Raw genomic sequence first — 25,637 nt, 5'->3', positions numbered from 1 at the left:
AAAAATCCCCCTTCTTTTGTTTAAATCTATTTGGTTTTCTTCTCATCTATATAAATATCCAGTGCTTTTATGCCCCTATGAGCAAGTTTTACAAATAAAATAAATCCATAAATACTGATACCTAGCAATATAAGAATAATAATTAAATTTAAAAGTGATAAGAATATAACTCCAACATTCATATTCATAATGTAATTAGCCTCCTCAAAAAATTTCAACTTATTTTATAACTTCAAGAAATTATTACTTCTCTTCTAATCCTCATTTGTAGAATGAAGCTTATGAGTTAAATTATACCATTAATTTCATAATTATAACAATTGAATCCATCCATAGTTAATTCTTAAATTTGAACATATTAGAACTTAAAATAAAGACTAAAAAAAGATTTAAGTAAAATCTCTTACTTAAATCTCTAACTATAATTTAATAACTATGAACTGGAGTTAGACTTTTTATCATTTCTATAATTTGATTTTTTTCAATTCCAGCCTGTGAAGTTATTGAAAAACCCTGATTATCCTGAGTCCATTCTGCCACATAAACTAAGCTATTATTGCCTTTAATCGTTATCTCATTATCTCCAACCTTGATTTTTTCAGTTGCAGGATATTTATTATAATCTCCGCTAAGAGATTCTTTACCCTGTGCAGTTCTGTATACCATATCATATTTGCCATTAGTATAGATTATAGAAACGATCTTATCGCCTATAGTGGTTAAGCTATCTTGTTTATAACCTTTAGGAATCACTGTAGGCACCATAAAGTCATATCCAACTGCATCTCTTACCTCTTTCAGATTATCATATTTCTTTATTGGATTAGGAATATATACCTCTGAAAGAGTCTCTTTAGAATTTAGGACTTTGCTACCTGGCATATTAGCTCTTACAGATAATCCCATCATCCCACAGAACACTATTACTCCAAGGAGCTTAAAGCACTTTAACATACAGTTTAAGTGTTTATCACTAATTTTTATTTTAGTCATATTTAATCATTCCTTTCTTCATATCCATAGTTTTCACTTATTATCTTCATTTTTAAGCTTAATTATTATTGGTTTATCATCTATGATAAAAATAAAAAGGCATTGCTGCCTTTTTATTTGTCTTATTCATTTGCACTATTGTGAAATTTGTCCTAGAACAATTCATTGAAACACCATCTATTCTATGATACCTTTTACCTGAAGTTCTCTTTTTGGATACTTGCTAGCTTGTATTGTTAATTCTTCAATCCAAGTATTAAAATCATTGTAGTTACAATTGATTAGTAAACTAGTATATCCTATTCTATCTTCATCCCATAAGGATTTATGTTTACATTCTAATATTACCATAATCCGGATGTATTTTTCTCCATAGGATTTTAATTCAAAAGAAATTGTAGGTTCTATGAAATCTATTCCTTTTAATACATCCTCTTTATTATATATACTTTTTAACCAATGAATAAGTTTTATCATTTCCCATGTTAATAGTGCCGGTTCTATTCTACTATATGTTTTCCCTTCTCTTACTACATCAAACTTTATGTTAAGCCAATTTGCATCATATATCTCATCTATTATATTAGGAAATTGATAACCTGTTATTTCCATGGAAAGTTCATTTCCATTTATCCCTATTAAATTCATTGGATTCACTCTTTAAATCCTTTCACTTAAATATTTTATATTTTTCATTTAAGCTATTGTTACACTTCTTTTTTCTAATATGCAATACAAGCTCTATGAGTAAAATACCAAATATATTTAGTATAAGTATTGGGGTATTCTTAAAGGAGTTAACAAATATACTCCAAATCAATATGCTGGCTGTGTTAGTATATATAATTATTCCTCCTATGGAAGTGAAATATTTTCTACTTTTTATTAGCCTTAAAGATAAATATGCAAGTGCAGCAAATAATGCCACATATATCATAAATCCTACTATTCCTAGATCCTGAAAAGACTCTGGAATAAAGGTCATAGCATTTAATCCTACTTCTGATTCTAAATGTGGTACATAGCGACCCTTACTCATTAACCAGCCTTTAAATATATCTCCTTTTCCAAGGAGGTTAGCAAACAATTTTACAAAGGGATAGAATAAATTTCCCATGAGTGTAAATCCTAAAATTAACTGATGAGCTAAGGCATAGGCAACATTTTCTAGAGTGCTTGTAAGATATACATATATCCAGAGAAGTCCTGAAGGTATCCACATTGGCATTCCATAATGCTCCCACAGAGTTCTTTTATATACTTCCTCTAATACGAATTTCATTCTCATATTTCCTATGTATCCAAAAAACCATATAAAAGCTAATATTGTTACAATAAACCCTCCATATATAAACCACTTTTGCTTTTTAGTTAATCTTTCTTCTATATTTATAAAATTAAACACCTCATATATGCCTATGGTTATAAATAAGAATGCTATAGGGCCTCTATTTAGAGTTAAATATAAAATTCCTATACTCCCTAAAAGTACTAGCAAATCTAACCATTTTCTATAGTTTCTAAATAGTATGTATTTTATTTCTCCACAGAGAACTAACATGTAGATAATATATCCTGCATAATGATCTAGTCCTTGCTTATCTATTTTATTCTCCTCTAATATGGCGAAGCCATGTTTTTTTACATTAAAAATGAATACCACCGCAGCAATTATAAAAATCATATTTGATACTAATGCATATAGCTTATAATAATCCTTATTATTAAAATCCTTAAATAAAAGATACACATCATCCTTCTCTAAGAAAGCAAATTTAGTCAGAATTAAAAAACTTCCCCAAATAATCGTAACTATTATATTTATTTGAATAGTTGGATCATACAAAGTACTCAGCTGTAAATCATAGAGCATCAAGGCTACTATCCAAAGTATAAACATTATCTTCACTTGATCCACTAATATTACTACACCTTTTTCTTTTATAAACTTTCTTATAATAACTATAAAAATTAATAATTGTAATAGTGCTAATAATTGATACACATCTATTCCCCCTTTCTATACATCCACAATGGAAGTGCTTTAATTATAATCCATTATGCTTTTCATAAAGCACTTCAAACTCACTTATAGTAAACTGGTTTTCATACTGATTCTAATAACTAATTTTCCTGTATATGTATATGTTACCATATATTTTTTCAAAATATAATCTTAGCATATAGAATTAATAATATGTATCTTTAAAATCAGCACTATATTAAAATAAAGCCTATTTTTGAAAGCTGTTAAATTTTATTGTGATAGTTATATTTCATATTAATTGGACATTAACAAGGAGGCTTTATTTATAAAATATTGAAATAAAGCCTCCACAATTTATTTATTATTTTTATTTTGTAATATAGTTACTAATCTCATATTAATATTGTCCTAATAGTCCTTTTTTCTTTGCTATTTTACTACATTGATTAAAAATTAATAATCCTATAGTGAAATATATAGCAGAATTCCCAATTATAATTCCAAAGTCACCCAGTGAAAAATCTATAAGGGTTTCTCCACCTAGAGTTATATCGTATATTTTTTCAATGGCTGGCCTAAAAGGAAGTATTGATGATGCTAATGAACCTAATTGATTGCTCCCTAGAATAACTAAGCCTATTAAAAAATATTGGGTTATATTTAATAGGGATTGAACTTTCTTAAATATAAGAGCCAACCCTCCAAATATTAGTCCAATTCCCAGTATACTAAAGATACCCATAAATATTACAATTGTCAGCTCAAATACATTTATATTTAGCCGTAAGTTTTCCATATTTTTTAACTAAATTATTGACTTCTATAGCTTTCATCTTGCCATCTTCATCTCAATTATTTAACTTTTTAGGAATTGTACCATGTACAAATTTACAATTAAAAAGTAGAGTTTATTAATTTAGCTTCTACCCATACAAAATTCAAATATTTCACATCTTTTAATTAATCTTAAATTAGCGGCCTTAACTTTATAGCTTGGCAAGTTCTTCTCGTAGCTCTTCTAATAATTTTTCTTTTTCTATAGGGTCATTATGACCTTCTATAGCTATGTTAAATTCTATTCCAGATAAAATACGGATGGCTTCTTCTAGCTTAGGTTTATCATAATGAGCTTCACCATGATATAAATCCTCACATACACTGTCACCAAGAAATAGTATTTTTTCCTCTGGTAAATAAAAGATTGTAGAATCCTCACTGTGGGTACCGCCAATTCTCAATATGGCACAGGTAATCCCCCCTAAATCTAAAGCCATAAAATCCTTAAACACTATATCCGCACTAGTAATTTTAATCTTTTCTCTTTTCTCATATTCCTTTTTAATCATACTACTGCAAAATTCGATCTCCTCACCTGAGTATACCCGCTGATCCATGGAGTTATCATCCCATCTCCAATTTCTCATCTTGCATAGCTGCTCATGAGTTAATGAACTTGCAATTATTATTGCATCTGTGGCTGAGAGTCCAAAAGTATGATCCCAATGCCAATGAGTAACTGCCACAATCTCTGGGTGTGGTAATTTCCTCTTATCTAACTCTTCAATATAAAGCTCCACATGTTTGTCCGAATTACCACCATCTATCATTAGGCAATATTTATCTCCCTTAATATATCCTAAAACAGGTCTGTCCGTATGTGGGTTGTGCTCCAAATAATAGACCCTTTCACTTAGTTTATTAAACATATTATTTCCCCTCCTATGACTTCAACTTTTTGAACATTTTCTTTTTAATTTTAAAGAATCATTTATATGACCAACTTGATGACGTGTTATAGGCATAAGTAGTATTCCTGCAATGTCTTTTCTACTCCAGAAGTCCAAAAGCCATCTTGAATCATCAATTTCAAGAACACTACCTTCATTTAAAATACGTTGTAATCTTCCAGGTTCTACTTTCTTTTTTAAATCTTCAGGTTTTAGCCTTGCTATTATCTCATGAGTTTTTCTTCCAACAGCTATTCTATAATTTCTTAACTCTTTCATATCAATAGATGAGCTTAAAGAAATAATTTCCTCATCACTCATAGCGCTTCCAGTGTCATAAACCTCAACATTCATTTTTTTATCCAATTATTGCTGTTTATTATCTGCTCTTCATCACTAATAAGTATATTTGAGGTTAAGTCTTCTATTCGTGTTATATGCCAAAGATTCCAAGCGATAGTTACATCCTTAATAGTTGGCATAGTTCTAAAAGCTTTTTCCTCTAATCCGTCCCAAATCTCATCTTCAAGGGTTCTAATATGGCTATGAGACATTTCAGAGGTGTGTACCATAGAGTGTAAATCCAGTAATAGCATCCTTGACTCTTCAAAATTATCTAAATTTCTAATTAAGCTTTTTAATAATGCCTGCTTAGGATTCCATTGTTTAGCTACACTAATCATATTATTGTAATATCCTTTCTAAAACTTATTTACGAACATTTAATTATATATTTCACATTTCTTTATTAATTCTAAATATTGAATATCACCTAGTCCATATTTAGAAAATCTTTGAAATAAGTTTTGGAGTAAAAGATCTTTTTTTAGCTGTCCATGCTTCTTAATATATGAAGCAATCTCATTTTCATTTTTCAGATATTCAAGATAAAGTTTGATTCCATTATACATTACAGGCAGAGGAACGTTACTTGGGAGTTGTCTATAAAGCATAGCCTGCCTATATATTTCTTTATAGCCTTGTATATCCACTTCAAAACATTCAAATTCTTTAATGGTCTCCCTCACTAGGTGGAAAACTATTTTCCCACTATAATTTGTTTCATCTAAATAAGCAAGAATTGTAAGAAGGTTTATTTGACAAAACATATCATCACCAAACCACACTGCAATATAGTCATATTGGCTTTCAAATAAACCTTGTAGGGGTTTTAACACAACCTCCCTGTATTGCTCCAGAGTTACACTATGTGCCTCACAACGGCATGTTATAAACTCTTCAGAAAAAACACTTTCACTAGCCTGTCCTACACACATTGCTTCATTAAAAGGAATATATACCCCCTCTTTCATCAGGTTATTTTCCTTAAAACTATCATACATACATTGTCCATTTAATATATTTAATAGGTTTTTACCATGTTTCTCATATACCTGTTGTTGTGCCTTTTGTATAGATACCTTTTCCTGTTTATCCATTGCATTCTCCACTCCTTCATTAATATTTACTTTAAGAAAGATAACATTTTGTTTATCATAAAGCTGCATTGGCTTTGGATTTTTTGTATAGTATAATTCCACTGTTCCAACGGTTAGCCCTCCTTGTAAAGATAGTATAACAGAATAAAAAATCAAAAATTTGATATAAGTTGTGAAATTATTTTAGCATTATTCTTTGCTTTCCCATTCACTTCTTAAAATTCCCATTTTCACTCTATCATAGAAAACACCTTTTACTTCACACCCATTTCTAATTCTTCCTTCTTCAATAAATCCTAGTTTTTCTCCTAATTTAATCATTCCTTTATTAAGTTCCCAGGTTTCAAAGCCTAATCTTGTAAAATTTCTTTCTGTAAAAAGATAATCTATCCATAAGGTCAAAGCCTCTTCACCTATTCCACATCCCCAAAAATCGTCTTCCACAATATCTATTCCAATCTCTGTCATATGTGGATCTAAATCATTATGATATACATTCACCCATCCAATATGAATTCCATCCTTGGTTTCTATCTCCAAGAATTTATATGGAGGTTTTTTATCTCCCATAATCCATTTCTTATTTCTATTAATAACTGCACTTAAATCCTCATTGTACCATGGACCATCAAATTCCCAGGCTCTTAAGTCTGAACTGTTCCATCTTTTATAATCCACAATATCCTCTTCTACTATGGTCCTAAGATTAATATTCTTTCCTTGAATTTTAAAACCCTTATCCATATCTGTTATCTCCATAATTTTTTATTTTACATTGTGGTCTAAAGCTTAAGCTTTATCTCTCTCTCAATCCGAATAATATAATTTCTCATAAATTCTACAAGAGGAATAGCTATATCAGCCAGTTAAGTAATTTCACATATTTAAAATAATTCATCGAGTAAAATATAATAATTGATCTTTTCATAATTAGTTCTATATCTAAATAATAGAAGAATAAATCTATGTATTTCTTACTTTGAAAATTATGCTCTAAAGAACGAACACATAGAGAAATAATCTTTTATTCCGTATTTTCTTATAATGTAAGAATTAATTTTAAGAAAATTATACCATATTATACTATATATCCATCTATAAATTTGATAAATTTGGTAAAAGAATATTTCTAATACCCTATTATTCAGCTTTCAAAGAACCTTATTTTCGTATTTAATAGTTATATATTTTCTTGTATTGAACTAGTTCCATTCAAATATTCAATCAAAATTTCGTATTTTTCCTCTGCTGTATATTTAGTTCTTCTGGACATAAAAATACTCCCCTTTACAGTGACAGATTTTTATTTTTTAATCTGTCTACTCTAAGGGGAGCATATCATCATGAATAATACGGTATTAATCAACTTAATATTAAACTTTTAAACGCAGTACTTTGTATAAATTATAGATTATTGTCCAATTTAGCTTTAGATTTTACAAGCCAGCTTATAGCTATAAAGTAGCCAATAATAGGGGAAATGCCATATCCCATTAAAGAAACTGGAAAATTTCCAAATTTTGTAGAGATTAAAACAATTATATAATAGATTCCAACTCCTATTGACGCTATATTGGAATCCTTTGGTGGAAATAATATAAATGGTAGTGGTAATATAGAAAGAGAAATAACTCCTAAAATAAACCACACTAATCCCATATTAGCAACTAAATTAAGTATTTCTTCCACATAAACTACAGGCGGCAACTTGTCTAAAAATATCCACGTAGAAATAACGAAAGCCAAAAGTAGAACTGTAATACCAAAGTGGTAAATATTATTTTTAGCCTTATATCCTAGAATGATTATCATTGGAATGATAAATGCGGTTGCTTGTGATGCATCAGGTTGAAACACAAGTAAAAGTGATATTCCTACTGTTAGAATAGCTGAAAACCACCAATCTAGTACTTGTAGAAGTCGCCATAATTCTATGATTATAAATGGTAATATTATGCTTGATATATAGAATCTTAAAGGTCCAATAGATATCCATCTATGAATTCCTTCCATACCTGAATCAAAGAAAGTAAGTATTAAAAATATTATTGAAACAATAAAGGCAACAAATTTACTTCTCCTATTTTTCTGCTCATTTGACAATACAAAATAAGAAATTAATCCTGATATAAATAAACAAGCGACATTTTTACCCCAAATAGTTATTGGAACTTTATTGAGGTGCATTGCTATTGCACCAATCATAACCGATGGCATTGCTATAATTAGTGGTATAAAATTCTGTAACTTTAATTTTTTCATCTTTAACTCCTTGTAAAAATATCAATATGATAGCCTTCATTCTCTTCAAAAATTAATATTTGTTCTCAATGCAATTTAATGCTTAGAGGGAACCTTTCAATAATATACTCATCAAATTTCCTCATATTTACTAACAGATAATATTATTTAATTCTAAACCTCTTTATAGTTTCCAGTTATTTCAATAGTATTGCCATCCGGGTCATCTACTACAAACATATAGTAAGGTGATGCTATATTCAAATACATTATTTCTGACACCTTTCCTATGTTCAAATTTACTAGTCTTATACGCTCTTTTTTTAAATCTTCTATCCAAAAATTTAAAACCATGTTATTTCCGTAGGTAATGTTACGTTTCTTGATGTATTCTAAATAATTGTTATCATAATGGTTTTCTAAATCATCATTTTTTTCAATCATTCTTTCATCAAATTTACTATTAAATAAGGCAATACACTTATTATCAAAATTAAACTGTGCCCAACGATCATAATTTTGTGATGATACTTTCATCTCTAATAATTTTTCATAGAAATCTATAGATTTTTCCATATTTTTAACAATAAGATATGTTGAACCTAAATATAACATTTCACTGAACCTCTCCAATCTTAATAAAGATATATAAATATCCTGTACTTTTCCTTATATTTGAAAAGTTTATCTTCAACTACTTAGAAGTTTTTATATTTCTTTTTTGAAATATATACACTACTATTAAAGCAAGTAATGAAATTATCAATATATGTAGAATTATATGGTATAAATCTGGTATCAGTATACTATCAGACGATGGGATAATATGGTATGTATTAGCAAAAAAATTATTATATCCCCTCAACTTTATTTCAGTTGCACCAAAGATTGTGTAATTCCAATGTGAAAAATATTGAATTATAGCCCAAGCTGTGAGAAATACTGACAATACATATTTCCCTTGTTTTTCTTTTAAGAAAAATAATATAGAAGAAACTACAAAAATTACCCACCAAGCAGTATCAACACTCAGTATACCAGGACTTTCAACTAAGCAAAAGTTTCCTAAAGAAAATCCTGTAATATCTAACGTAAACCAAAAAAGTAAAACACATAATAATATATTTATATTTCTTTTCATAAATCCTCCATTTATATAAACAATTTTCATAATTTAAAACTGTTATGTTACAATTTCTTAAAATTATTCTGTTCTATAGTTGATATACCTTATATTCAGGTTATGACTTAGTCCACTCTTCTCTTAAAATCCCCATAATAATTTTGTCATGAAACCTGCTATCTCTATAAAAGGCTTGTCTCATAATACCTTCTGTTTTGAAATTAGCCTTATTATAAGATGATTTATCTAATAAAAGTCCATCAAACCAATTTGATATTTCATCATTACTTTTCATTTTCTGAAATATAGATAAGGAATATCTTATTACCTCTTTGTCATTTATCCAGGAAAAGAAATATTTTTTATCAGATGGCTGTAAATCTCTTAATTTAATATTCATACAACATCTCTCCTATCGGTATCATACCAGTCTCTATTTAGAACGAAATATCTTACAATGTAGGATTAGCATTAAGAATATTGTACTAAATACATATCAATATATTTGTAGGACGAAACAAAAATACCGCATATTCACGTTGAATAATAATGTGTTACGCCTTATAAGGAGATAATGAAGCAATTCTGTTGTGTTTTATGCTCATGACCTCTATTTGTTGTTGAGTATATAATAGATTTCATTGTCAATCCAAATACCGTCTTCCATAATAAATTTTTCTCTGATACATTCAAATTTAAATCCTGCAGAGAGAACAACCTTTTTTGAGATCTCATTATCTATATTAATGTGTGCTTCCAAACGATGAAAGTTTAGGTCTTCAAATCCAATTTGGACAATTGCACGGATGGCCTCTTTTGCATATCCTTGTCGCCAAAACTGATTAAAAATCGTATATCCAATTCGTGCATATTGAAAATCTTCTCTCATATGAGTAGTTATATCACAGTATCCAACTGATGCGCCATTAATTTTTGAAAAAATGTTCAACATATAGCTGTAGTCTTTTTCACCAAGTTCCTCACGCTCTTTAAGCTTGTTTTTAAACCATTCCTCTGTTAAAGAGGATGTATCAAACCACCCATCATCAAACTTTGTTTTAGATGGTGATTGTCCATTAAACCCCTCAAGCCAGTTTTTGTAATCGTCCATATTTAATGGTCGTATTTGCAGACGATTAGTTTCCTTGCAAATATCCAAATATTTAATCATATAAACCTCCCAAACTAATGTAAATAATCTTTGCTCACTGTTTTCTATAATGAAGAATCAATTATAGAGAAATTGTAATATATAATCGAAAATGTTGATTTGCATAATGTATGTCTTCTACTGGAATATCAAGGTCATAATATTCCTTCCATATTTTTGAGAGTTCTTTTCGTTGGTCATTATCTTTTAAATTTGGTGCAAATGCTTTGCATAAATCACAACAATACCCACATCTTGTTATATTCATCATAACTACACTCTCTTTCTATTTGGTTTTTTCTTTATTAATAATAATCTTTCTATATCTTTGATTAATGTGTCATTTATTATATCTAAATATAACCATTTCCCGTCATGATACTGATGCGTATTATCATAGAAGTTATTAATATGTTCAGAGAAGTCTCTCCTTGATGTTTCAAACTCCTCCCGTTCACTCTTTCAAAATATAATTAAAACACGTAGACCTTTTTCTCTTGGATACAACGCACAAAATGTTTTCGCACTTTTACGATACTTTAGTTCAAAAATACCTGTTTTTCCACCATTATCCCATAATATATCCATATTGTAATTATTATTTATAAAATTATTGATAGAACACCAAGTTTTAAATGCATTCTCCCCCATTAATTGATTCAATTCTTCTTCTGTGGGTAGCTTTTCAAGCATAAGTATATCCCCCTTTAATGAATTTAAATAATTGAAGATTATATAATCATAGCTGCCCCTTGCGGATAATTATGTATATTAAATAACCTTTATTTAGTTCGAAATTATATACAATTGTAATTTAGATGCGTTTATTTTATCCATATTATAACATTATTTCAAATACTGTACTATTCAATTTTCAAAGAATGATTTATATAAGGATGGAAGGTTGTCCTACACCCTTAGTTATTTCTATTTATATTTGTATTACGACGTAAAAAAATATCGCAAATTCATCTCTGGATAATGCGATACTCTAATATGCTATTTATCTTTTTAATTTAATAATGTATGAACTAATAAGCTCATCAACAAACTGGAATTTATATTTATTGTTTAACCTTGAAGACCATTGGACTGTCGTTCCATATTTTCTACAACAATATCATGAATATCACCTAATGAAGCACAATACTCAAGCACTTTCCATGGAGTATTTGTGTGAAAATGAATTTTAATCAATTCCTCATCACCAACCGCAAGTAAGCAATCGCCTTCAATATTTTTTGTAATATACTCGTTTATTTTATCTTCTGAAAGATTTTCTCCTTCAATCAATAACTGCGTATCAAATCTGTATTCAAGCATAATTATTCTCCTTTTCCGTTTTACAAATTACAATTTATCTTTTAGTTAATTATAGCATATCTTGTAAATATCACACTATTCAATTTCCAAAGGACTTTTTTAAAATTTACTTCATCAAATATACATATTGCATACTTTATTTGAATTATAAACTACTTATTTAATAATTTTGCTCTATCTTCATCTGTATCAACTTCAAAGATTAACCAATCTTCATCTTCCTCAACAGATGATTTTTCATATTTATTTAGAAATTTCTTTTATTTCCAAACCTTTTTTTATTACTTCTTGTATAATTGGGCTACAGCATTTTCCTAAAGGATTTTTAGTTTCGCATTCACCATTTTTCATTGCACCTGTTAACGCTATTATATCCTTAATATTTTTCGCCACCTTATTAATAACTGCTTCTATAATTTGCTCTTCAGTTACTTTATTACAATAACAAATATATTTAGGATTAGAGTTACTTTTAAACCAAATAGGTTCTTTTAGATCTTCCACGTTAAATTTAATATCAGATTCTCGACTAAAATATGTTACACAACAAGCTTCATTCATACATAAATAATAGTCATTATCCCCAACACAATCTTTTAATAAATTAAGTACCATGTTCTTTACAGTAATATTTTTTACAAATTTACCTTCTTCTTTACATACTGGACATAAGCTGTTTATTTCTACCATACTGATAGATTCTGTTTTGCTTCCTCAACAAGATTTATTTAGAAAGTTATTTTCCATTAGTGTTCTTTATCTCCTTTGATTTGATAATTTTATTTTTAAATATTTCACAAGTGCATATTTTATCTGTATTTACTTCTGCTATGGATTGTCCTAATTGAATAGTCGCTATTATTCTTTCATCTTAAATAGAATAATAAATATTTTTTTCTCCATTTATTAATGAAAGAATAATTTTATCTCTTGTTTAATCTCCAAGTTAGGCATAAAATTCTTTATTTTTTCATAAGTTAATTAATAGGGTCTCATCTATGTTTGCAATTAATAAATTTGTTTAAATTAACGCTTCTGCTTATTCTAGTCCTAATATAAACATTAAGATGAGCAACTTAAACCCATTCAAATTCATTTTAAGTAGCATTCTTCTTATTTACATTAGAAAGGAGTTTAAAATTATGAATCATTTATCTTTTAATCAACAGACACATCCTTTATATATAACTACAATCCCCTCTGCATCTGCTCAAATTGGAAATTATCATACATTAACAGATACAGTATCATCTTTAGCAAGCTCTAACTTTTATTCTATAAGGCTAAATAATCTTAGTGGAAGTGGTAAAAACATATTTATTGCAGATTTATATATAGCTGATAATCGTACTACTGTATCATCCAATATTACACTATATAAAAATGCCACATTATCTGGTTCACCCACTAGCCTAACACCGCAAAACACCAACTTTGGGTCTTCAAAGTCTTCTGTAGGAACTGCCCAAAGAATTAGTGGAGCAGCTAATCCTATAAGTGGTGGAACTGCTTTTGAAGCTATAATTCAAGCATCTCCTATCTATAGTGTTTCATATAGTGGTAACTTAATTCTTACACCAGGAACTTCATTAACTATTTTAGTACAGAATCTAACAGGGGTTGCAACTATAAATATTAGAATAAGTTATTGGGAACAGTAAATGTTATTTATTATAATAAATAGAGGATAAGGACTACATAGATTTTTAATATTTACAGTCCTTATCTAAAGCCTCATTAAATCAATATAATTAACTCATCTTTTAGATAAACATATTTAAAATCTAAGTTTACTTCATATCCATATAAAAAACACGTCAAACTTTAATTCGCCCTATGATGCAATTGTGATTTAAACACGCTGATTTTACCCACATTATAATATATTTTCAAATACATTACTATTTAATTATCAAAGAACATCTCTATTACTTATTTCGTTCTATAACCATATTGCGTACTTTTTTTGAAATACGACATAAAAAATACCGCAAATTCACTCATGAATACTGCGGCATTTTAATATATTATTTTATACTTATTTTTTAAAATTGAAATTTGTCTAGCTTCGAATTATACTCATAATCTCATCGAAAAACTGGAATTTAACCTCTTTTACTAATTTCATCTGTTATTAATGATTTTGAAATATACATCGCTTTTATTATGTTATTAAAGCGCTTGTGATGAGAGGTACCCTCCTCAAATTTTAGCTGTGCTTTTTCACATTTGCTGATAACTGAAGATACGGGGCGTAGTGCTTCTATCAATTCTTCTTTTGTATATTTGTCCATAACATTTCACCTCAAATTCATAATTTATCTAGTTTGTATTATAATACAATTGTTCTTAATGAAAAATAGCTCACTGACAAATTCCTATTTATCTATATGTCTTATAAAAATAATTTTTACTTAAGATTATTTTACTATCACAAATCAATTATAACATATTTTATAAATACCACATTATTCAATTTTCAAAGAGCCCTTCTATTAATTCGTCATAGCATCATAAGTGAAGTAATAGTTGTTTCTCTCTTTATTTGAATTGCAACGTAAAAAATATCGCAAATTCATTTCTGAATAATGCGATATTTAAATATGTATTTATTTTTACTAGACTTATTGATAAACTGTAATTTTTATAAACAACACTTATAATAAAAACATTGCTGTATCATTTCAAATCTACATTAAAATTCCAAACGCATATCATACCAGACTGCACCAGCAAGTTTAGATTGTGATACCCCCTCATTTTTATATCCAAATTTTTTATAATAATGTATTAACTCCTCTTTGCAAGTTAAAATACAACCTTTTCGTCCTTGCTTTTTCGCATCCACTATAACCTGTTCCATCATTTTAGTGGCATATCCACACTTTCGGTATTTAGGAACTGTATTTACTCCAAATATAGCCTGCCATGCTCCATCTTCCTCATGCAAAGAAGCATTTTTAAACATTACATCTCGAATTTTTGTCTCATTTGTTACCATTCCATTGATAAAACCTATTAATTCTCTATTATTTTCCAAAATCCAAAAATGATTTGGATACACTTTCAATCTTTGTTCAAACTCCTTCTCTGTCGCTGCTTCTTCAGGTGGAAAACACAATTTTCCGATTTTTGTAATAACAGATAAATCATTTAATGTAGCGGTACGGATTTCCATACATTAACCTCCTCTTTTCTAAACTGCTGATTTTTCAAGTGCTTGGGTTTTCCAACACCCTCATCATCACTTCAAATTCCAATTTAACCATCAACTTTAAATAAATTATAACATATTTTGCATATCACATTATTCAATTTTTAAAGAACACTTGTATCACGTCAAATCTAAGTCTTTCATCATAAAATGCTAAAATCATACTTTTATTTTGAATTCTCTGTAGTGCCTTAAATACTTTACTTGCCAACTAAATTTCACCATAAATAAATTTACAATTACTATCTTTTATAAAATATCTTATGTGTTAAGGTTTTTATAAACATCAACATTTTTATGCTTATTAATAAATAAATTATTCTGTTTTATGGTAAGTGCTTATATTAAGTTTGTTCTAAACATTATTCTCAATTTTTTCTCATCAAATCCCACTCTCTTTTAAGAACTGCATATAAATAGCTGTTCACATATATCGAGTTTCCATAACTATCGTCTTTGAAAGTTACATCTTCAATAAAATGACCTTCTCTTCTCATGCCTATGCGCTCTAATAATTTAATTGATGAAAAATTATCATCATTGCACTCTGCATATACTCTTCTACCTCCGACTTCGTTAAAAATGTGATCAACCATGGCAATACATGCTTCTGTTGCATATCCTTTATTCCAAAATTTTTCATTAAAGTCATAGCCAATTTCGTAAGTTCCATTCTCTCCTTCTTCTGAGAAGTTCACATCACCAATCATCTTTTTCCCATCTTTCAAAATAACAGCCATTACGTTGTCCAACGGAATTCTTCGTTTTACAGAATATATACACTCTTCATATGTCAACGGCTCAAAATCTTCATATTTCGCCGTGCTTTCTAAACTCATATATTCATAAAAGTCATCAATGTCTATCTCACTGAAATTTCTCAATATCAGCCTCTCTGTTTCTAACTTTATCATATACTTCCCCTTCCTCATTAAAAGAAGATGATACACCAATCTAGTTTCCTCAAAAATGCGTCTTCATAGTAAAATCATTTAATAGGATACCATCTTAAATTTTCTTTTTTTATATAATTAGTATCTTTTTGATATCTATATTCATAAAGTGGTACTCCTTCTTTTGAATATGCTATACCATTAAAATCATTCCATCTTATAGATTTATCCCATGAAAATATTATTGGATTACCTTCATTTGTGTATCTTCTAATACGATCTGACTGAATTCCAATTTCTATGTATGAAACTTTTTCATCTTTTACTTCCACGGCATACGCAGTTGCTTTATCACCAAAACTCGCCCATCCGACTGTTTTTATTAAGTCAGAGTTCTCATACATATAGAAAGAACTCCTTGATCTCCAAAGTAATCCATTTCTTTCTGATATTGCTGTTCTATATCCCTTCTGTGTGTTAAAAAAATATATAGTTCCCCATTTATAAGATACTTTCTCCAGAAGTTGAGCGCCACTATCTATATCTGAATGTATCTTTGCAGCCTGAATACCAGTAAGTCTATATCCTGAAATGAACAAAATAGCCAATATAAGTATGATTATAACTCCTACTCTTTTAAACGTATTTTTATTTATTTTCATAAAATGCTCCTATATCAAAATCTTATTTAAAAATGTGGATTTTAGGTTTGAGATTACTTCATTTGCAAGGTTTTTCTAAGTGCTGAAGGTGTATTCCTATATGACCGATACCAAGAATTATTATAGATATAATCAGCCAAATTACTTTCCCATATATTCCTAGAAATAAAAATGCAATAACTGGGAGAGTGGCACCGGGAACAGGTATGCCATAGAAACTACCATAGAATTTTTTTAAAGTATGTTCTCCTCTAAAGTACCTAATCCAATACATTTCGTATAGAATCATCAAAAGGAAAGATATAATTAACCATAAACTCCATAAAGAAAAGGAAGTAAGATTGAAATCAGAAAAAATCAAAACACAACATGTTACACACACTTGGCCAATACGTTCAAATAGCAACAATAATTTATTTTCATTATTATAAACATAACCTGATGGCTGATGCTGTGTCCATATAATGTTTGGTATAAATAACATCAACAAATAAACTAATCCTATATATGAAAATCCTAAATGTCCTAGCATAAAAACTCCTCCAAATTCCAATTTATCTATCTATTATATTATCTCAAGATATTATAAGTAATTTATGGAGATAGGTGATTGATAGATTCCTTTCAATAAAAATATCTTCATCAAGGTTATATCCAAATCTCTATCACTTTACAACAGGATTCTTTTTAAAAGCCAACAATCGTATTATTTCTGCAATATCTTCATCTGCCTTAGGTCTATAATTAATCCATCCACCATCACTACAAGGATATCTATTTCTCCATGCTTCTTTTGTTAAAGATAACCCTTCAGTAATAACTTCATTGAGTTTTCCTTATCTTTTGAACTTATTTGCATCATTATATCTATTTCACCACTTTCAAAAAAGACATAACATAAATGCTTGGTTTTATGCGAATATTTTATTTATGGTCGTTAATTCGCCTTATATTCATAATGCGATCTTATCATCTTAAAAATAATAATTACTTAAACAAATCCATTTCAAATTCAATTTCGTGTTTTAAAGATATATTAAAATCTCCGAGTAAAGGAATTGATGGCTTTAATTTTCTCGAAGTATCTAATGCATTACGATATATATTTACCATATCAAACCCTCGTTTTTGGTAAAAGCATATAGCATTTATATTATCATTTGTTGTAATCAATTTTACTTTCGTACATTTCTTCTCACTTGCTATTTCAATAATTTTATTTACAAGAGTAGTACCAATTCTTTGATTTTCATTCAAGCTGTCTAAAGACATAATCTCACATTCATTGCTCTTAATTCTATATGTAATTAATCCAATAATAGTTTCTTTATCATATATAATAAAACCGTCCAATCTTGTCATATCAACTAATTCTCCTCTAACTACAATATCAGTGGAAAACCAATGGGAACTAATAAAATCATTAGTTTGTTTTCTGTTTTCAGTAGATATTATTTTTATATCAATGTCTCTATCCCCTTTTCATAAATATTATCTATTTTATAATAATTTACCATTACAAATTAATTATAACATATTTTGTAAATACCATATTGTCCAATTTTCAAAGAACATTTTTTATTAATTACTTCGTCCCATGATGCAATTGTGATTTAAATACGCTGATTTTACCCACATTATAATATATTTTCAAATACCGTACTATTCAATTATCAAAGAACATCTCTATTACTTATTTCGTTCTATAATCATAGGGTGAATTAATGGTTATTTCACCCTTTATTTGAATTGCGAACATAAAAAATACCGCATATTCATGTTAAATAATACGGTGTTATGAATAAATTATTCGGTTTTATAGTTTAGTTGTTAAATAAGAAGGTAGTGAACCAACTTAACTTCATATTATGCTTATACTTCGAGTTTATGGCTTTCTTGCCAAATACAAAACTATTGTGTCATAAAGCTTTATATTATTGCCAAAATTCAAAATAGCGGTCTTGATTCCTGCGTAAAATTTTGATTTATACGGTTCCTGCAGAGTTATATGACAAGCATGTGTACTTATCCATGAGACATACTCGTCAGCGTTAAGTTCTCTTGTTTTGTGATAATGACGGCATTCAATATCAGTAAAGCCATATTTTTCAGTATTGTTGTAATTTAAATTGCATGTATATTCTGTTTCTGGATGAAAATATTCAGAGTATATTTCCTGTATCTTCAAATATAAGGGTTCATTAGCACTTTTTTCATCTGTTCGAGTTAACATCATCGCAAATGTTCCATTGCTTTTTAGTATATCATAAACTTTTGGAAAGCCGATTTCCTCAGGTATCCATTGGATTGTCGCGGCTGAATAAACCAAATCGAATTGATGATGCCCAAAATCATATGTTTCAAAATCAGCATTTACAATTTGAAAATTATCATATGAACTAAATTTATTCTTTGTATACTCTGTAAGATTTTCGCCAAGTTCAATCGCCAAATACGAACAGTCTGTTTTCAATATCGGTTCGGTAGCCTGGCCTGTTCCGGGACCAATTTCAAGAGCTGTTTTGCCAGAGTCGAGCTTTGAGTATTCTATAACGTCGGCGAAAAGTTCATTACAATAACGGGTTCTCCATTTGTCAAATTCTTCAGGAATGCTGTCAAAAACCTTCCTAAAATTCATAATAATACCTCCAACTAATATAAATAATTGTTAGTTCACATTTTTTTACTATTTTATCTTAACTAATAATAAGAGTATAACATATTCTCTATTTTATTACACTAATTCCCATAATTATGGTGCAATTTTAATTTTCAAGCACCATATTATTCGATTATCAAAGAACATTATTCGTAGTCTAAATCTCATTAATTACGTCGCTTTTTATTCATGTTGCGTACTTTTTTTGAATTGAGAACTAAAAAATACCGCAGATTCATTTCTGAATAATACGGTATTTGCCTAGATTTAATTTAAAATTTCATATTCGTAATCCCTCTGTTACACATGTCTATTGTTGGTATTATGCTTATAATTTCTGCATGCAGCACACTGTAACATGAAACGATTCGTTACCTGGCATTACTCCAGAACATATATCAATGGTTTCAAAGCCCATTGACTTATATAAATGCGTGGCGGGCTCATTTTTTGCCAAAACTTCCACACAAAGAGGTCTTTTCGCCGTGTTTTCAACTACATACTCAACCAGACATTTACCAATACCCTGATGCTTATATACTGGGTCAACGTACAACCACGCAAGCTCATCATCTGAATATGCAACAAATCCAAGCACTTTACCGTTCACCAGAGCAACGCAAACGGTATAATCAAACAGTCCTTCGTTAAAAGCAGCCTCAGCAAGTGGAATAAATGCATCACTTAGTCCCGCAAGCCGTAGCTCAACCAGGCGGGCATTGTCGTGAATTTCTATCAAACGCGGCCAATCCTGCTCCTGGTATTCCCGAATAACAATCCCTTCCATAGATCAATCTCCTCTCTAAGTACCATGTAATAAATTCCTGTTTATATATTAGTTTAATAAAAAACTATCTTGCAATTTATTACAATTATGATTTAAACACGCTGACTTTACCCACATTATAGCATATTTTCAAATACTGTACTATTCAATTTTCAACGATACATGACTTGCTTCACAGCTGCCAATGAAAATAAAAACTGTTCTATTTTCATAGCAAAGAACATTATTTGTTTCGTCAAATATTCAAATTACAAAGCAAAAATACCGCATATTCATGTTGAATAATACTGCATTATGAATAAATATTATGTTGTTACTCTTAAATCAGCATCTTATTATTTGTCATTAGATGTGATAATACTATATTTATATAATGTTTCATTTTCCTCTTCATCAAAAATAGTCCCTAATAATTTACCATTATTCTTTTCAATAATTTTTCTTGAAAATGCATTATCTATGTTACAAGTAACCATTACCTCTTTTATACCAATTTTCTCTGCTTCAACTAATGCTAATTTTAGAATTTCAGTACCATAGCTTTTTTTTCTATAATCTGGTGATATATCATAGCCTATATGCCCATCTGTACCTACATCTTGATGCCTAACTCTTACTACTCCTACAACTTCATTATTATCAATTAACCAAAATGTTGAAGTTATTACCCATCCTTTAGGTAAATCTATTCCTTTAGAATACTTGTATAAATCATCTACATATTCATTAAAATTTTCCATTCCTTTTTTATATTTAGTAAAATAATAATTATCATCTGCATTTTTATATGCTATAACATAATCTTCAAAACTCTTTTTATATTCTTTGCTCGGCATAGATAAAAATAAATCTTTCATAAGGTTCACTCCTTTTTTAAAATACACTAATTCTCCTTAAAATACTGTTACGTCATAAGTGAATTCTATAAACATAGTTGCCATAACCCATTTCAAATCCGTTGATTTTATCTTGGTATTTATTAAAATTACTAAAATAAATTTCCTTTACTATTAAATTATTTACCTTTATTATTTTCTCCTTTGAATAGTTTATTTTCTCTTCCTAGTGAGAATATGCTAATAAATTAGCATATATCACATACACTTGCCCTCCCTGAAGTAAATAATAACTAACTTTCTTATTCACAATTTTTTTTATAACATTTCAACATATCTAGGACTTTTACACCATTAATAGTCATTCCATCTATATTACAATCTTCAATCTTTAGATCTTGAAGATTTGAATCTACTATTTTGCTATTCGCTAAGTCACATCTTTCCATAACAATATTAGCTTTTTCTTCTACATCTAAATTAATATCATGTATGTAAGCTTCTAACAATGAAACATGACATATTTCTACTTCATTCATTTTAGAATCAGCAAATATTGAGTTATTCATATTTACGTTTGTAAATCGATTATTGCCCAAATATGAATTTATATATAGATTCCCAGATAAATTTGTATTTGAAAATTTTGAATTACTAATATTAAATTGATATAAATCAGCAAATTTCATATTACATTCTCTAAAATTATTATAACTTAAGTCTTTACGATGCCAGTAACTATCTGAATCATATCTCACTCCATTCACATGTGTTTTCTCTCTAATTCATAATAATTCAAATCTAATTAAATCAAATATCACATATTCAAGCTTCGCCATTTTCTTCAAAAATCAGGTTTCCTTGGCATCTATTCTATCTGGTATCCCGTATTTCAAAATATATTGATTCAATGCCATCTTCAACAAGTGTTTCAATTTTTACAAATCCAACCTTCTCTAATAGACCTATTGATCCGTAATTATTGGAATATGTAAATGCTCCAATTTTTTCTATATCAAACTTATTAAATACTTCCTTTACAAAAGCTTTTGTAGCCTCTGTTGCTATACCTTTACCCCACAGCTCTTTTTCAAAAATCACAATACTTAACATAGACATTTTTTCATCATTTTCATCTATACCATAACACCAAATATCTCCAACATATTTTCCATCAAAATAGATTACTTTGCCGTAACTCAAGGCATCTTCTTTCAGAGATTCCTCAAATAATATTAATGCTTCCTCTAAAGATTCAATACTAAAGGGAAATAATTTTTTTATTTCATCATCTTGAGTCTTGTCCCAAAAAGTTACTACATGATTCTTCATTCTTATTTTTAGCATTATGTTCATAAAAATCATCCTTCCATAAAAATCCTATTCTAAATAATACCTCTGAATCATATTAAGCGTAAAATCATATAATCTCTTTCTAAAATTCCCCTCCAAAAGTTTGGTATTTTCTTTGTTTAAATAAAAATGATATAAGTCTTCAATTACTTCCAAGTCTGACTTATCTAAAAAGATGGTCTTACAGAATAAAAAAACATCATTTTTCCTTATGCTTAACAATCCTTTGCTAATGCATATACATCTAATTATTTCCCAAGTATTTTTTATTTGAGTTATAGCACCATTTTTTATATCGTAATCAGAAATCCTATCTCCTAAACCCATAACAGATTTTTGTATTCTTTCTATGCGCATAGGAATAAAATATTGTGGCTCAATTTTGGTATAGAATTCTGTTATGTCTTGTCCATATACTACAACATGGTGCTTAATGCTATCAAAAGCATATAACCACAACTTTGGATATCCCCTTGGAACATTATTTATGTTCCACTCCTTTAATACTCTTTGTCCACATTCTTTCACAGTATTAATATCTTGCCATTGAATATCATAAATTAGTGGTTTTCTTGGATATTCTCTTTTAGGCAGTTTACTTTGAATATTTTTCACTACTTCTTCTATTTGCTTCTTAACTTGTAAGTCTACATTTTTATGCAAAGTTGTAATTGTAAGGTCAATATCACTGGAAGCCTCAATGAAATCCCCTCTTACAATGCTTCCATCAATAATTACGCTACAAATTTCATTCTGTATTGACGAACTTATTTTTTGTAACTCATCTTGTAATAGTTGTATATTATCCAAAACTCTATTCAGTATCATAGCTCTCTTCCCCTTTAAATTATAAATTTTCCATACCCGTGAGTACTGGGAGTAATCTTCCAATCAAGTCCGTAATAATAAAACATTGTGGGAGTGCCGTCATAAACAATTAGGCTTACCCTTTAGAGTAAGCCTTTACTTATAATCCACAAATCAGAAACCCTTCTATAGAGTTCACTATATAAATAATTTTTATCATAGCCATCAGCTATTCCATGAAGTGAAGGTATAGATAAGGCCCCTTTTGCTGTTCCCTTAAACTCATTAATGCCAAATCCCTTTATAAACCCAGCAACTTTACCAGATTCTATTGCTACAACAAAATTATTGTTATCAACATATTCTTCAATTTTCTTTATATGCATTTCAATATTTTCATATTTATCAGATAAAATAGGTAATGCTAACCTAGCATTTTTATAATTAGTTGAAATAATAGCAGCTATTTCTTCAACATGAGAATTTTTTAAATAAGTATAGTGCATAACAATCTCCTTCTCAGGTGATAGATAATATAAAACTATACTTAATTCACATGTTTAAATAAATTAAGAAGTTTATAAAATAGTCACCTCATAGTTTTTTTCTATAATTTTAGCTATCATAAAATCTCCTCCTTTCGTAATATTAACCAATATTTATATATTAACAATAATGGTATTTACAGTCAATAGATGCTTTTACGTTTCTCTAGATATAACATAGCTTCATTTCAGTTTAACAATAGAAATATTTTATCAATACCTTATGCTCTTTTCCTTCATATGACTTATTTAATCATTCATTTGAATTACAAAACAAAAAATACCATAAAATTTATTTCTAAATAATATGGTATTCAAACTATTTATGGGCTTTCAATATTTTTATTAAGCCGTTCTACGTTGCAAAAACTTTATTCTTCAATAAAATTCATCAGTTCTTCGTTAAATTTGTTTCGCTGGTCATAGAAGGACCCGTGGCCGCTGAATTCAAATGGTACAAGCTTTGAATTTCTAATACCTTGTTTTTGTACTTCAGCTAGTGGAAATGGAACAACTTTGTCATGAATGCCATGAATAATTAAGGTTGGAACATTTATTGTTTCTAGATCAGAAAATAGTACTTCATTTAACCAAGTATTTGCAATAGCTGCAGTTGCCCACCCTGCTGCCTGTAATCCCATTTGAAATACCCAATCAGAAAATGGTTCAGTTATATGTTGAAAGAAAAATATGTCTCCGAAATCCCTCAGCATTTTAGGACGATCAGTGTATGTTCCCTGAATAATTTTGAGTATATCTTCTTTGTTTGAACCATATGGGAAATTGGGGCGTTTGATAAGGCTAGGAGCTGCTGCCGCAAAAAGAGCAAGCTTAGATACTCCGTGTTCTTTATGGCGAGCCATGTATCGAATAGCTATAGCTCCCCCAGTTGAATGTCCTGCCAGCGTGAAGTCATGTAATTTTAACGCATTTACCACGCATCTAACATCGTCTGATAATCGATCATAGTCGTAACCACAATAAGGCTTATCCGAGTTTCCGAATCCTCTCATATCTATTCCGATGCACCTATATCCCATCTTTGGAAGTTGATTAAACTGGTATTCAAATAAATTATGGCTACCAGGCCAACCGTGCAAAAACAAAATTGTCTTATTTCCCTCTGGGTTAAGATCCTCTACATAGACTTTTACATTTGGTTCTACCCTAACATAATATCCCATTTATTACCTCCAATAAATAACTAACTATATTAATAGATTATTCACTTGGTCATAAATTTATGAATGATTGAGCTGACTCTTAATTACCGTACTATTGAGTTTTCAACAAATCATGACAGGCTATCAGAGCCATCAATGAAAATAGGGTGGTTGTAATTCACATAAAAGATATTCTAGTGATAAATTTTAATTCATCTTAAATTGTATATTGAAATAAAAGTTCCCCATTGGGATCTTTTTCATTCATGTATTTAAATCCAATGCTTTTGTATAAATTATAAGCCACCACATTTCCCTCAATTATACTTAAATATATAGTATTTACTCCATATTCTTTTGAAACTATATCAATGAGCTTTATCATTGCAATCTTTCCCAATCCTCTACCTTGATATTTTTCATCGATTATTATCCTATCAATCCAAGTATGTTTATTAGGTCCAAAAGATCCATACATAGCAAACCCAACAATTTCTTCATCACAATATATGGCTACTGGGTGCCATTCATCATAAGTGTTAGCTTCTTCTAAACACTGATCTACAGTTTCAATAAAATTTTCTTGTTCCGGTTTCAATTTTATTTTTCTAACTGCATATTTATTAGTATTATCAATATCTCTAAAATGTATATTTCCCATGTTACCTCCTATCGCAATCTCTCCATACGTATTTATTTCGAACTATAATATTATGGTTTATTTTATATCTGCAA

Annotated in this window: 34 protein-coding genes and 2 pseudogenes; 1 reads left to right on the top strand and 35 read right to left on the bottom strand. The window is 29.0% G+C overall.

Annotated elements, in window-relative coordinates; all coding sequences use genetic code 11:
- Positions 1 to 26: 26 nt before the first annotated feature.
- The 19 genes and pseudogenes from ACI48Q_RS09995 to ACI48Q_RS09905 all read right to left on the bottom strand — a co-directional run bounded on the left by ACI48Q_RS09995 (position 27) and on the right by ACI48Q_RS09905 (position 12,730).
- Positions 27 to 188: a hypothetical protein gene (locus tag ACI48Q_RS09995; protein ID WP_474918935.1), complete on the bottom strand. Its 162-nt coding sequence runs from the start codon at positions 186 to 188 to the stop codon at positions 27 to 29.
- 238 nt (positions 189 to 426) lie between these two features.
- Complete coding sequence (locus ACI48Q_RS09990; protein ID WP_474918934.1) at positions 427 to 993, bottom strand: DUF4367 domain-containing protein; 567 nt, start codon at positions 991 to 993, stop codon at positions 427 to 429.
- 177 nt (positions 994 to 1,170) lie between these two features.
- Entirely contained in the window at positions 1,171 to 1,641 is a 471-nt protein-coding gene (locus ACI48Q_RS09985; protein WP_474918933.1) for a WapI family immunity protein, read from the bottom strand.
- 22 nt (positions 1,642 to 1,663) lie between these two features.
- Positions 1,664 to 2,998 (bottom strand): hypothetical protein, encoded by a 1,335-nt coding sequence (locus ACI48Q_RS09980; protein ID WP_474918932.1) that lies wholly within the window; start codon positions 2,996 to 2,998, stop codon positions 1,664 to 1,666.
- Positions 2,999 to 3,377: 379 nt separating this feature from the next.
- The gene (locus tag ACI48Q_RS09975) at positions 3,378 to 3,677 is read right to left on the bottom strand and encodes a hypothetical protein (RefSeq protein ID WP_474918931.1); all 300 of its coding nucleotides are present in this window, start codon (positions 3,675 to 3,677) and stop codon (positions 3,378 to 3,380) included.
- A gap of 289 nt (positions 3,678 to 3,966) precedes the next feature.
- Positions 3,967 to 4,686, bottom strand: a complete 720-nt coding sequence (locus ACI48Q_RS09970) for an MBL fold metallo-hydrolase (RefSeq protein WP_474918930.1) — start codon at positions 4,684 to 4,686, stop codon at positions 3,967 to 3,969.
- Positions 4,687 to 4,707: 21 nt separating this feature from the next.
- Positions 4,708 to 5,061 (bottom strand): hypothetical protein, encoded by a 354-nt coding sequence (locus tag ACI48Q_RS09965; protein WP_474918929.1) that lies wholly within the window; start codon positions 5,059 to 5,061, stop codon positions 4,708 to 4,710.
- Positions 5,058 to 5,390, bottom strand: a complete 333-nt coding sequence (locus tag ACI48Q_RS09960; protein ID WP_474918928.1) for a hypothetical protein — start codon at positions 5,388 to 5,390, stop codon at positions 5,058 to 5,060. Before ACI48Q_RS09960 ends, ACI48Q_RS09965 begins: the two co-directional genes overlap by 4 nt.
- Before the next feature lie 39 nt (positions 5,391 to 5,429).
- Positions 5,430 to 6,146, bottom strand: a complete 717-nt coding sequence (locus ACI48Q_RS09955) for a hypothetical protein (RefSeq protein ID WP_474918927.1) — start codon at positions 6,144 to 6,146, stop codon at positions 5,430 to 5,432.
- 189 nt (positions 6,147 to 6,335) lie between these two features.
- Complete coding sequence (locus ACI48Q_RS09950) at positions 6,336 to 6,890, bottom strand: GNAT family N-acetyltransferase (protein WP_474918926.1); 555 nt, start codon at positions 6,888 to 6,890, stop codon at positions 6,336 to 6,338.
- Positions 6,891 to 7,550: 660 nt separating this feature from the next.
- Positions 7,551 to 8,408, bottom strand: a complete 858-nt coding sequence (locus ACI48Q_RS09945) for a cell division protein (RefSeq protein WP_474918925.1) — start codon at positions 8,406 to 8,408, stop codon at positions 7,551 to 7,553.
- Between the two features lie 153 nt (positions 8,409 to 8,561).
- On the bottom strand, positions 8,562 to 9,002 hold the full coding sequence (locus ACI48Q_RS09940) for a VOC family protein (protein ID WP_474918924.1): 441 nt from the start codon (positions 9,000 to 9,002) through the stop codon (positions 8,562 to 8,564).
- A gap of 79 nt (positions 9,003 to 9,081) precedes the next feature.
- Entirely contained in the window at positions 9,082 to 9,528 is a 447-nt protein-coding gene (locus ACI48Q_RS09935) for a hypothetical protein (protein ID WP_474918923.1), read from the bottom strand.
- Between the two features lie 100 nt (positions 9,529 to 9,628).
- Positions 9,629 to 9,910, bottom strand: a complete 282-nt coding sequence (locus ACI48Q_RS09930) for a hypothetical protein (RefSeq protein ID WP_474918922.1) — start codon at positions 9,908 to 9,910, stop codon at positions 9,629 to 9,631.
- A gap of 210 nt (positions 9,911 to 10,120) precedes the next feature.
- A complete protein-coding gene (locus ACI48Q_RS09925; RefSeq protein WP_474918921.1) occupies positions 10,121 to 10,681 on the bottom strand; it encodes a GNAT family N-acetyltransferase in 561 nt (186 codons plus the stop codon).
- Positions 10,682 to 10,742: 61 nt separating this feature from the next.
- Positions 10,743 to 10,931, bottom strand: a complete 189-nt coding sequence (locus tag ACI48Q_RS09920) for a hypothetical protein (RefSeq protein WP_474918920.1) — start codon at positions 10,929 to 10,931, stop codon at positions 10,743 to 10,745.
- A 2-nt stretch (positions 10,932 to 10,933) separates the two neighbouring features.
- Positions 10,934 to 11,353 (bottom strand): annotated as a pseudogene (locus tag ACI48Q_RS09915) (DUF3788 family protein).
- 378 nt (positions 11,354 to 11,731) lie between these two features.
- On the bottom strand, positions 11,732 to 11,983 hold the full coding sequence (locus ACI48Q_RS09910) for a kinase to dihydroxyacetone kinase (RefSeq protein WP_216438644.1): 252 nt from the start codon (positions 11,981 to 11,983) through the stop codon (positions 11,732 to 11,734).
- Positions 11,984 to 12,226: 243 nt separating this feature from the next.
- Entirely contained in the window at positions 12,227 to 12,730 is a 504-nt protein-coding gene (locus ACI48Q_RS09905) for a Csac_0668 family 2Fe-2S cluster-binding (seleno)protein (RefSeq protein WP_474918919.1), read from the bottom strand.
- A 395-nt stretch (positions 12,731 to 13,125) separates the two neighbouring features.
- On the opposite strand from ACI48Q_RS09905, the gene ACI48Q_RS09900 reads away from it, so the two are divergent.
- The gene (locus tag ACI48Q_RS09900) at positions 13,126 to 13,644 is read left to right on the top strand and encodes a hypothetical protein (protein ID WP_474918918.1); all 519 of its coding nucleotides are present in this window, start codon (positions 13,126 to 13,128) and stop codon (positions 13,642 to 13,644) included.
- Positions 13,645 to 14,088: 444 nt separating this feature from the next.
- On the opposite strand, the pseudogene ACI48Q_RS09895 reads toward ACI48Q_RS09900, so the two are convergent.
- From ACI48Q_RS09895 to ACI48Q_RS09820, 16 genes and pseudogenes are all read right to left on the bottom strand, one after another.
- Positions 14,089 to 14,283: pseudogene (locus tag ACI48Q_RS09895) on the bottom strand (hypothetical protein); the annotation flags it as partial.
- A 395-nt stretch (positions 14,284 to 14,678) separates the two neighbouring features.
- Positions 14,679 to 15,161, bottom strand: a complete 483-nt coding sequence (locus ACI48Q_RS09890; RefSeq protein WP_474918917.1) for a GNAT family N-acetyltransferase — start codon at positions 15,159 to 15,161, stop codon at positions 14,679 to 14,681.
- Positions 15,162 to 15,565: 404 nt separating this feature from the next.
- Positions 15,566 to 16,111 carry a GNAT family N-acetyltransferase gene (locus ACI48Q_RS09885; protein WP_474918916.1) on the bottom strand — a complete coding sequence of 182 codons (546 nt, stop codon included), beginning with the start codon at positions 16,109 to 16,111 and terminating at the stop codon, positions 15,566 to 15,568.
- Positions 16,112 to 16,185: 74 nt separating this feature from the next.
- Positions 16,186 to 16,752 carry a hypothetical protein gene (locus ACI48Q_RS09880; RefSeq protein ID WP_474918915.1) on the bottom strand — a complete coding sequence of 189 codons (567 nt, stop codon included), beginning with the start codon at positions 16,750 to 16,752 and terminating at the stop codon, positions 16,186 to 16,188.
- A gap of 58 nt (positions 16,753 to 16,810) precedes the next feature.
- Positions 16,811 to 17,284 (bottom strand): hypothetical protein, encoded by a 474-nt coding sequence (locus tag ACI48Q_RS09875; RefSeq protein ID WP_474918914.1) that lies wholly within the window; start codon positions 17,282 to 17,284, stop codon positions 16,811 to 16,813.
- Positions 17,285 to 17,548: 264 nt separating this feature from the next.
- The gene (locus ACI48Q_RS09870; RefSeq protein WP_474919514.1) at positions 17,549 to 17,680 is read right to left on the bottom strand and encodes a DUF3788 family protein; all 132 of its coding nucleotides are present in this window, start codon (positions 17,678 to 17,680) and stop codon (positions 17,549 to 17,551) included.
- Between the two features lie 59 nt (positions 17,681 to 17,739).
- Positions 17,740 to 18,114, bottom strand: coding sequence for a GNAT family N-acetyltransferase (locus ACI48Q_RS09865; protein ID WP_474918913.1), 375 nt, complete (start codon positions 18,112 to 18,114; stop codon positions 17,740 to 17,742).
- 523 nt (positions 18,115 to 18,637) lie between these two features.
- Positions 18,638 to 19,390 carry a class I SAM-dependent methyltransferase gene (locus ACI48Q_RS09860; RefSeq protein WP_474918912.1) on the bottom strand — a complete coding sequence of 251 codons (753 nt, stop codon included), beginning with the start codon at positions 19,388 to 19,390 and terminating at the stop codon, positions 18,638 to 18,640.
- 349 nt (positions 19,391 to 19,739) lie between these two features.
- A complete protein-coding gene (locus ACI48Q_RS09855) occupies positions 19,740 to 20,198 on the bottom strand; it encodes an N-acetyltransferase family protein (RefSeq protein ID WP_474918911.1) in 459 nt (152 codons plus the stop codon).
- 335 nt (positions 20,199 to 20,533) lie between these two features.
- On the bottom strand, positions 20,534 to 21,055 hold the full coding sequence (locus ACI48Q_RS09850; protein ID WP_474918910.1) for a GNAT family N-acetyltransferase: 522 nt from the start codon (positions 21,053 to 21,055) through the stop codon (positions 20,534 to 20,536).
- 281 nt (positions 21,056 to 21,336) lie between these two features.
- The gene (locus ACI48Q_RS09845) at positions 21,337 to 21,801 is read right to left on the bottom strand and encodes a pentapeptide repeat-containing protein (RefSeq protein ID WP_474918909.1); all 465 of its coding nucleotides are present in this window, start codon (positions 21,799 to 21,801) and stop codon (positions 21,337 to 21,339) included.
- A gap of 106 nt (positions 21,802 to 21,907) precedes the next feature.
- Entirely contained in the window at positions 21,908 to 22,390 is a 483-nt protein-coding gene (locus tag ACI48Q_RS09840) for a GNAT family N-acetyltransferase (RefSeq protein ID WP_474918908.1), read from the bottom strand.
- A 24-nt stretch (positions 22,391 to 22,414) separates the two neighbouring features.
- Positions 22,415 to 23,215, bottom strand: coding sequence for a hypothetical protein (locus ACI48Q_RS09835; RefSeq protein ID WP_474918907.1), 801 nt, complete (start codon positions 23,213 to 23,215; stop codon positions 22,415 to 22,417).
- 122 nt (positions 23,216 to 23,337) lie between these two features.
- On the bottom strand, positions 23,338 to 23,700 hold the full coding sequence (locus ACI48Q_RS09830; RefSeq protein WP_474918906.1) for a hypothetical protein: 363 nt from the start codon (positions 23,698 to 23,700) through the stop codon (positions 23,338 to 23,340).
- Between the two features lie 410 nt (positions 23,701 to 24,110).
- Positions 24,111 to 24,923, bottom strand: a complete 813-nt coding sequence (locus tag ACI48Q_RS09825) for an alpha/beta fold hydrolase (RefSeq protein WP_474918905.1) — start codon at positions 24,921 to 24,923, stop codon at positions 24,111 to 24,113.
- Positions 24,924 to 25,119: 196 nt separating this feature from the next.
- Positions 25,120 to 25,563: a GNAT family N-acetyltransferase gene (locus ACI48Q_RS09820; protein WP_474918904.1), complete on the bottom strand. Its 444-nt coding sequence runs from the start codon at positions 25,561 to 25,563 to the stop codon at positions 25,120 to 25,122.
- Between the last annotated feature and the right edge of the window lie 74 nt (positions 25,564 to 25,637).

It is taken from the genome of Clostridium sp. LXY-7, from assembly GCF_056172015.1.
Note: the sequence above shows the minus strand (reverse complement) of the source record. Positions and strands in the feature narration are given on the sequence as shown.

Coding starts and splice junctions, on each gene's coding strand:
- ACI48Q_RS09990 (WP_474918934.1), bottom strand. CDS start 993: ATGACTAAAATAAAAATTAGTGATAAACACTTAAACTGTATGTTAAAG.
- ACI48Q_RS09880 (WP_474918915.1), bottom strand. CDS start 16,752: ATGAAAATAAATAAAAATACGTTTAAAAGAGTAGGAGTTATAATCATA.
- ACI48Q_RS09865 (WP_474918913.1), bottom strand. CDS start 18,114: ATGACAAGATTGGACGGTTTTATTATATATGATAAAGAAACTATTATT.
- ACI48Q_RS09920 (WP_474918920.1), bottom strand. CDS start 10,931: ATGATGAATATAACAAGATGTGGGTATTGTTGTGATTTATGCAAAGCA.
- ACI48Q_RS09945 (WP_474918925.1), bottom strand. CDS start 8,408: ATGAAAAAATTAAAGTTACAGAATTTTATACCACTAATTATAGCAATG.
- ACI48Q_RS09970 (WP_474918930.1), bottom strand. CDS start 4,686: ATGTTTAATAAACTAAGTGAAAGGGTCTATTATTTGGAGCACAACCCA.
- ACI48Q_RS09900 (WP_474918918.1), top strand. CDS start 13,126: ATGAATCATTTATCTTTTAATCAACAGACACATCCTTTATATATAACT.
- ACI48Q_RS09820 (WP_474918904.1), bottom strand. CDS start 25,563: ATGGGAAATATACATTTTAGAGATATTGATAATACTAATAAATATGCA.
- ACI48Q_RS09925 (WP_474918921.1), bottom strand. CDS start 10,681: ATGATTAAATATTTGGATATTTGCAAGGAAACTAATCGTCTGCAAATA.
- ACI48Q_RS09840 (WP_474918908.1), bottom strand. CDS start 22,390: ATGAACATAATGCTAAAAATAAGAATGAAGAATCATGTAGTAACTTTT.
- ACI48Q_RS09910 (WP_216438644.1), bottom strand. CDS start 11,983: ATGCTTGAATACAGATTTGATACGCAGTTATTGATTGAAGGAGAAAAT.
- ACI48Q_RS09835 (WP_474918907.1), bottom strand. CDS start 23,215: ATGATACTGAATAGAGTTTTGGATAATATACAACTATTACAAGATGAG.
- ACI48Q_RS09935 (WP_474918923.1), bottom strand. CDS start 9,528: ATGAAAAGAAATATAAATATATTATTATGTGTTTTACTTTTTTGGTTT.
- ACI48Q_RS09985 (WP_474918933.1), bottom strand. CDS start 1,641: ATGAATTTAATAGGGATAAATGGAAATGAACTTTCCATGGAAATAACA.
- ACI48Q_RS09940 (WP_474918924.1), bottom strand. CDS start 9,002: ATGTTATATTTAGGTTCAACATATCTTATTGTTAAAAATATGGAAAAA.
- ACI48Q_RS09955 (WP_474918927.1), bottom strand. CDS start 6,146: ATGGATAAACAGGAAAAGGTATCTATACAAAAGGCACAACAACAGGTA.
- ACI48Q_RS09885 (WP_474918916.1), bottom strand. CDS start 16,111: ATGATAAAGTTAGAAACAGAGAGGCTGATATTGAGAAATTTCAGTGAG.
- ACI48Q_RS09825 (WP_474918905.1), bottom strand. CDS start 24,923: ATGGGATATTATGTTAGGGTAGAACCAAATGTAAAAGTCTATGTAGAG.
- ACI48Q_RS09930 (WP_474918922.1), bottom strand. CDS start 9,910: ATGAATATTAAATTAAGAGATTTACAGCCATCTGATAAAAAATATTTC.
- ACI48Q_RS09860 (WP_474918912.1), bottom strand. CDS start 19,390: ATGAATTTTAGGAAGGTTTTTGACAGCATTCCTGAAGAATTTGACAAA.
- ACI48Q_RS09995 (WP_474918935.1), bottom strand. CDS start 188: ATGAATATGAATGTTGGAGTTATATTCTTATCACTTTTAAATTTAATT.
- ACI48Q_RS09830 (WP_474918906.1), bottom strand. CDS start 23,700: ATGCACTATACTTATTTAAAAAATTCTCATGTTGAAGAAATAGCTGCT.
- ACI48Q_RS09965 (WP_474918929.1), bottom strand. CDS start 5,061: ATGAATGTTGAGGTTTATGACACTGGAAGCGCTATGAGTGATGAGGAA.
- ACI48Q_RS09850 (WP_474918910.1), bottom strand. CDS start 21,055: ATGAAAGATTTATTTTTATCTATGCCGAGCAAAGAATATAAAAAGAGT.
- ACI48Q_RS09960 (WP_474918928.1), bottom strand. CDS start 5,390: ATGATTAGTGTAGCTAAACAATGGAATCCTAAGCAGGCATTATTAAAA.
- ACI48Q_RS09855 (WP_474918911.1), bottom strand. CDS start 20,198: ATGGAAGGGATTGTTATTCGGGAATACCAGGAGCAGGATTGGCCGCGT.
- ACI48Q_RS09875 (WP_474918914.1), bottom strand. CDS start 17,284: ATGCTAGGACATTTAGGATTTTCATATATAGGATTAGTTTATTTGTTG.
- ACI48Q_RS09950 (WP_474918926.1), bottom strand. CDS start 6,890: ATGGATAAGGGTTTTAAAATTCAAGGAAAGAATATTAATCTTAGGACC.
- ACI48Q_RS09890 (WP_474918917.1), bottom strand. CDS start 15,161: ATGGAAATCCGTACCGCTACATTAAATGATTTATCTGTTATTACAAAA.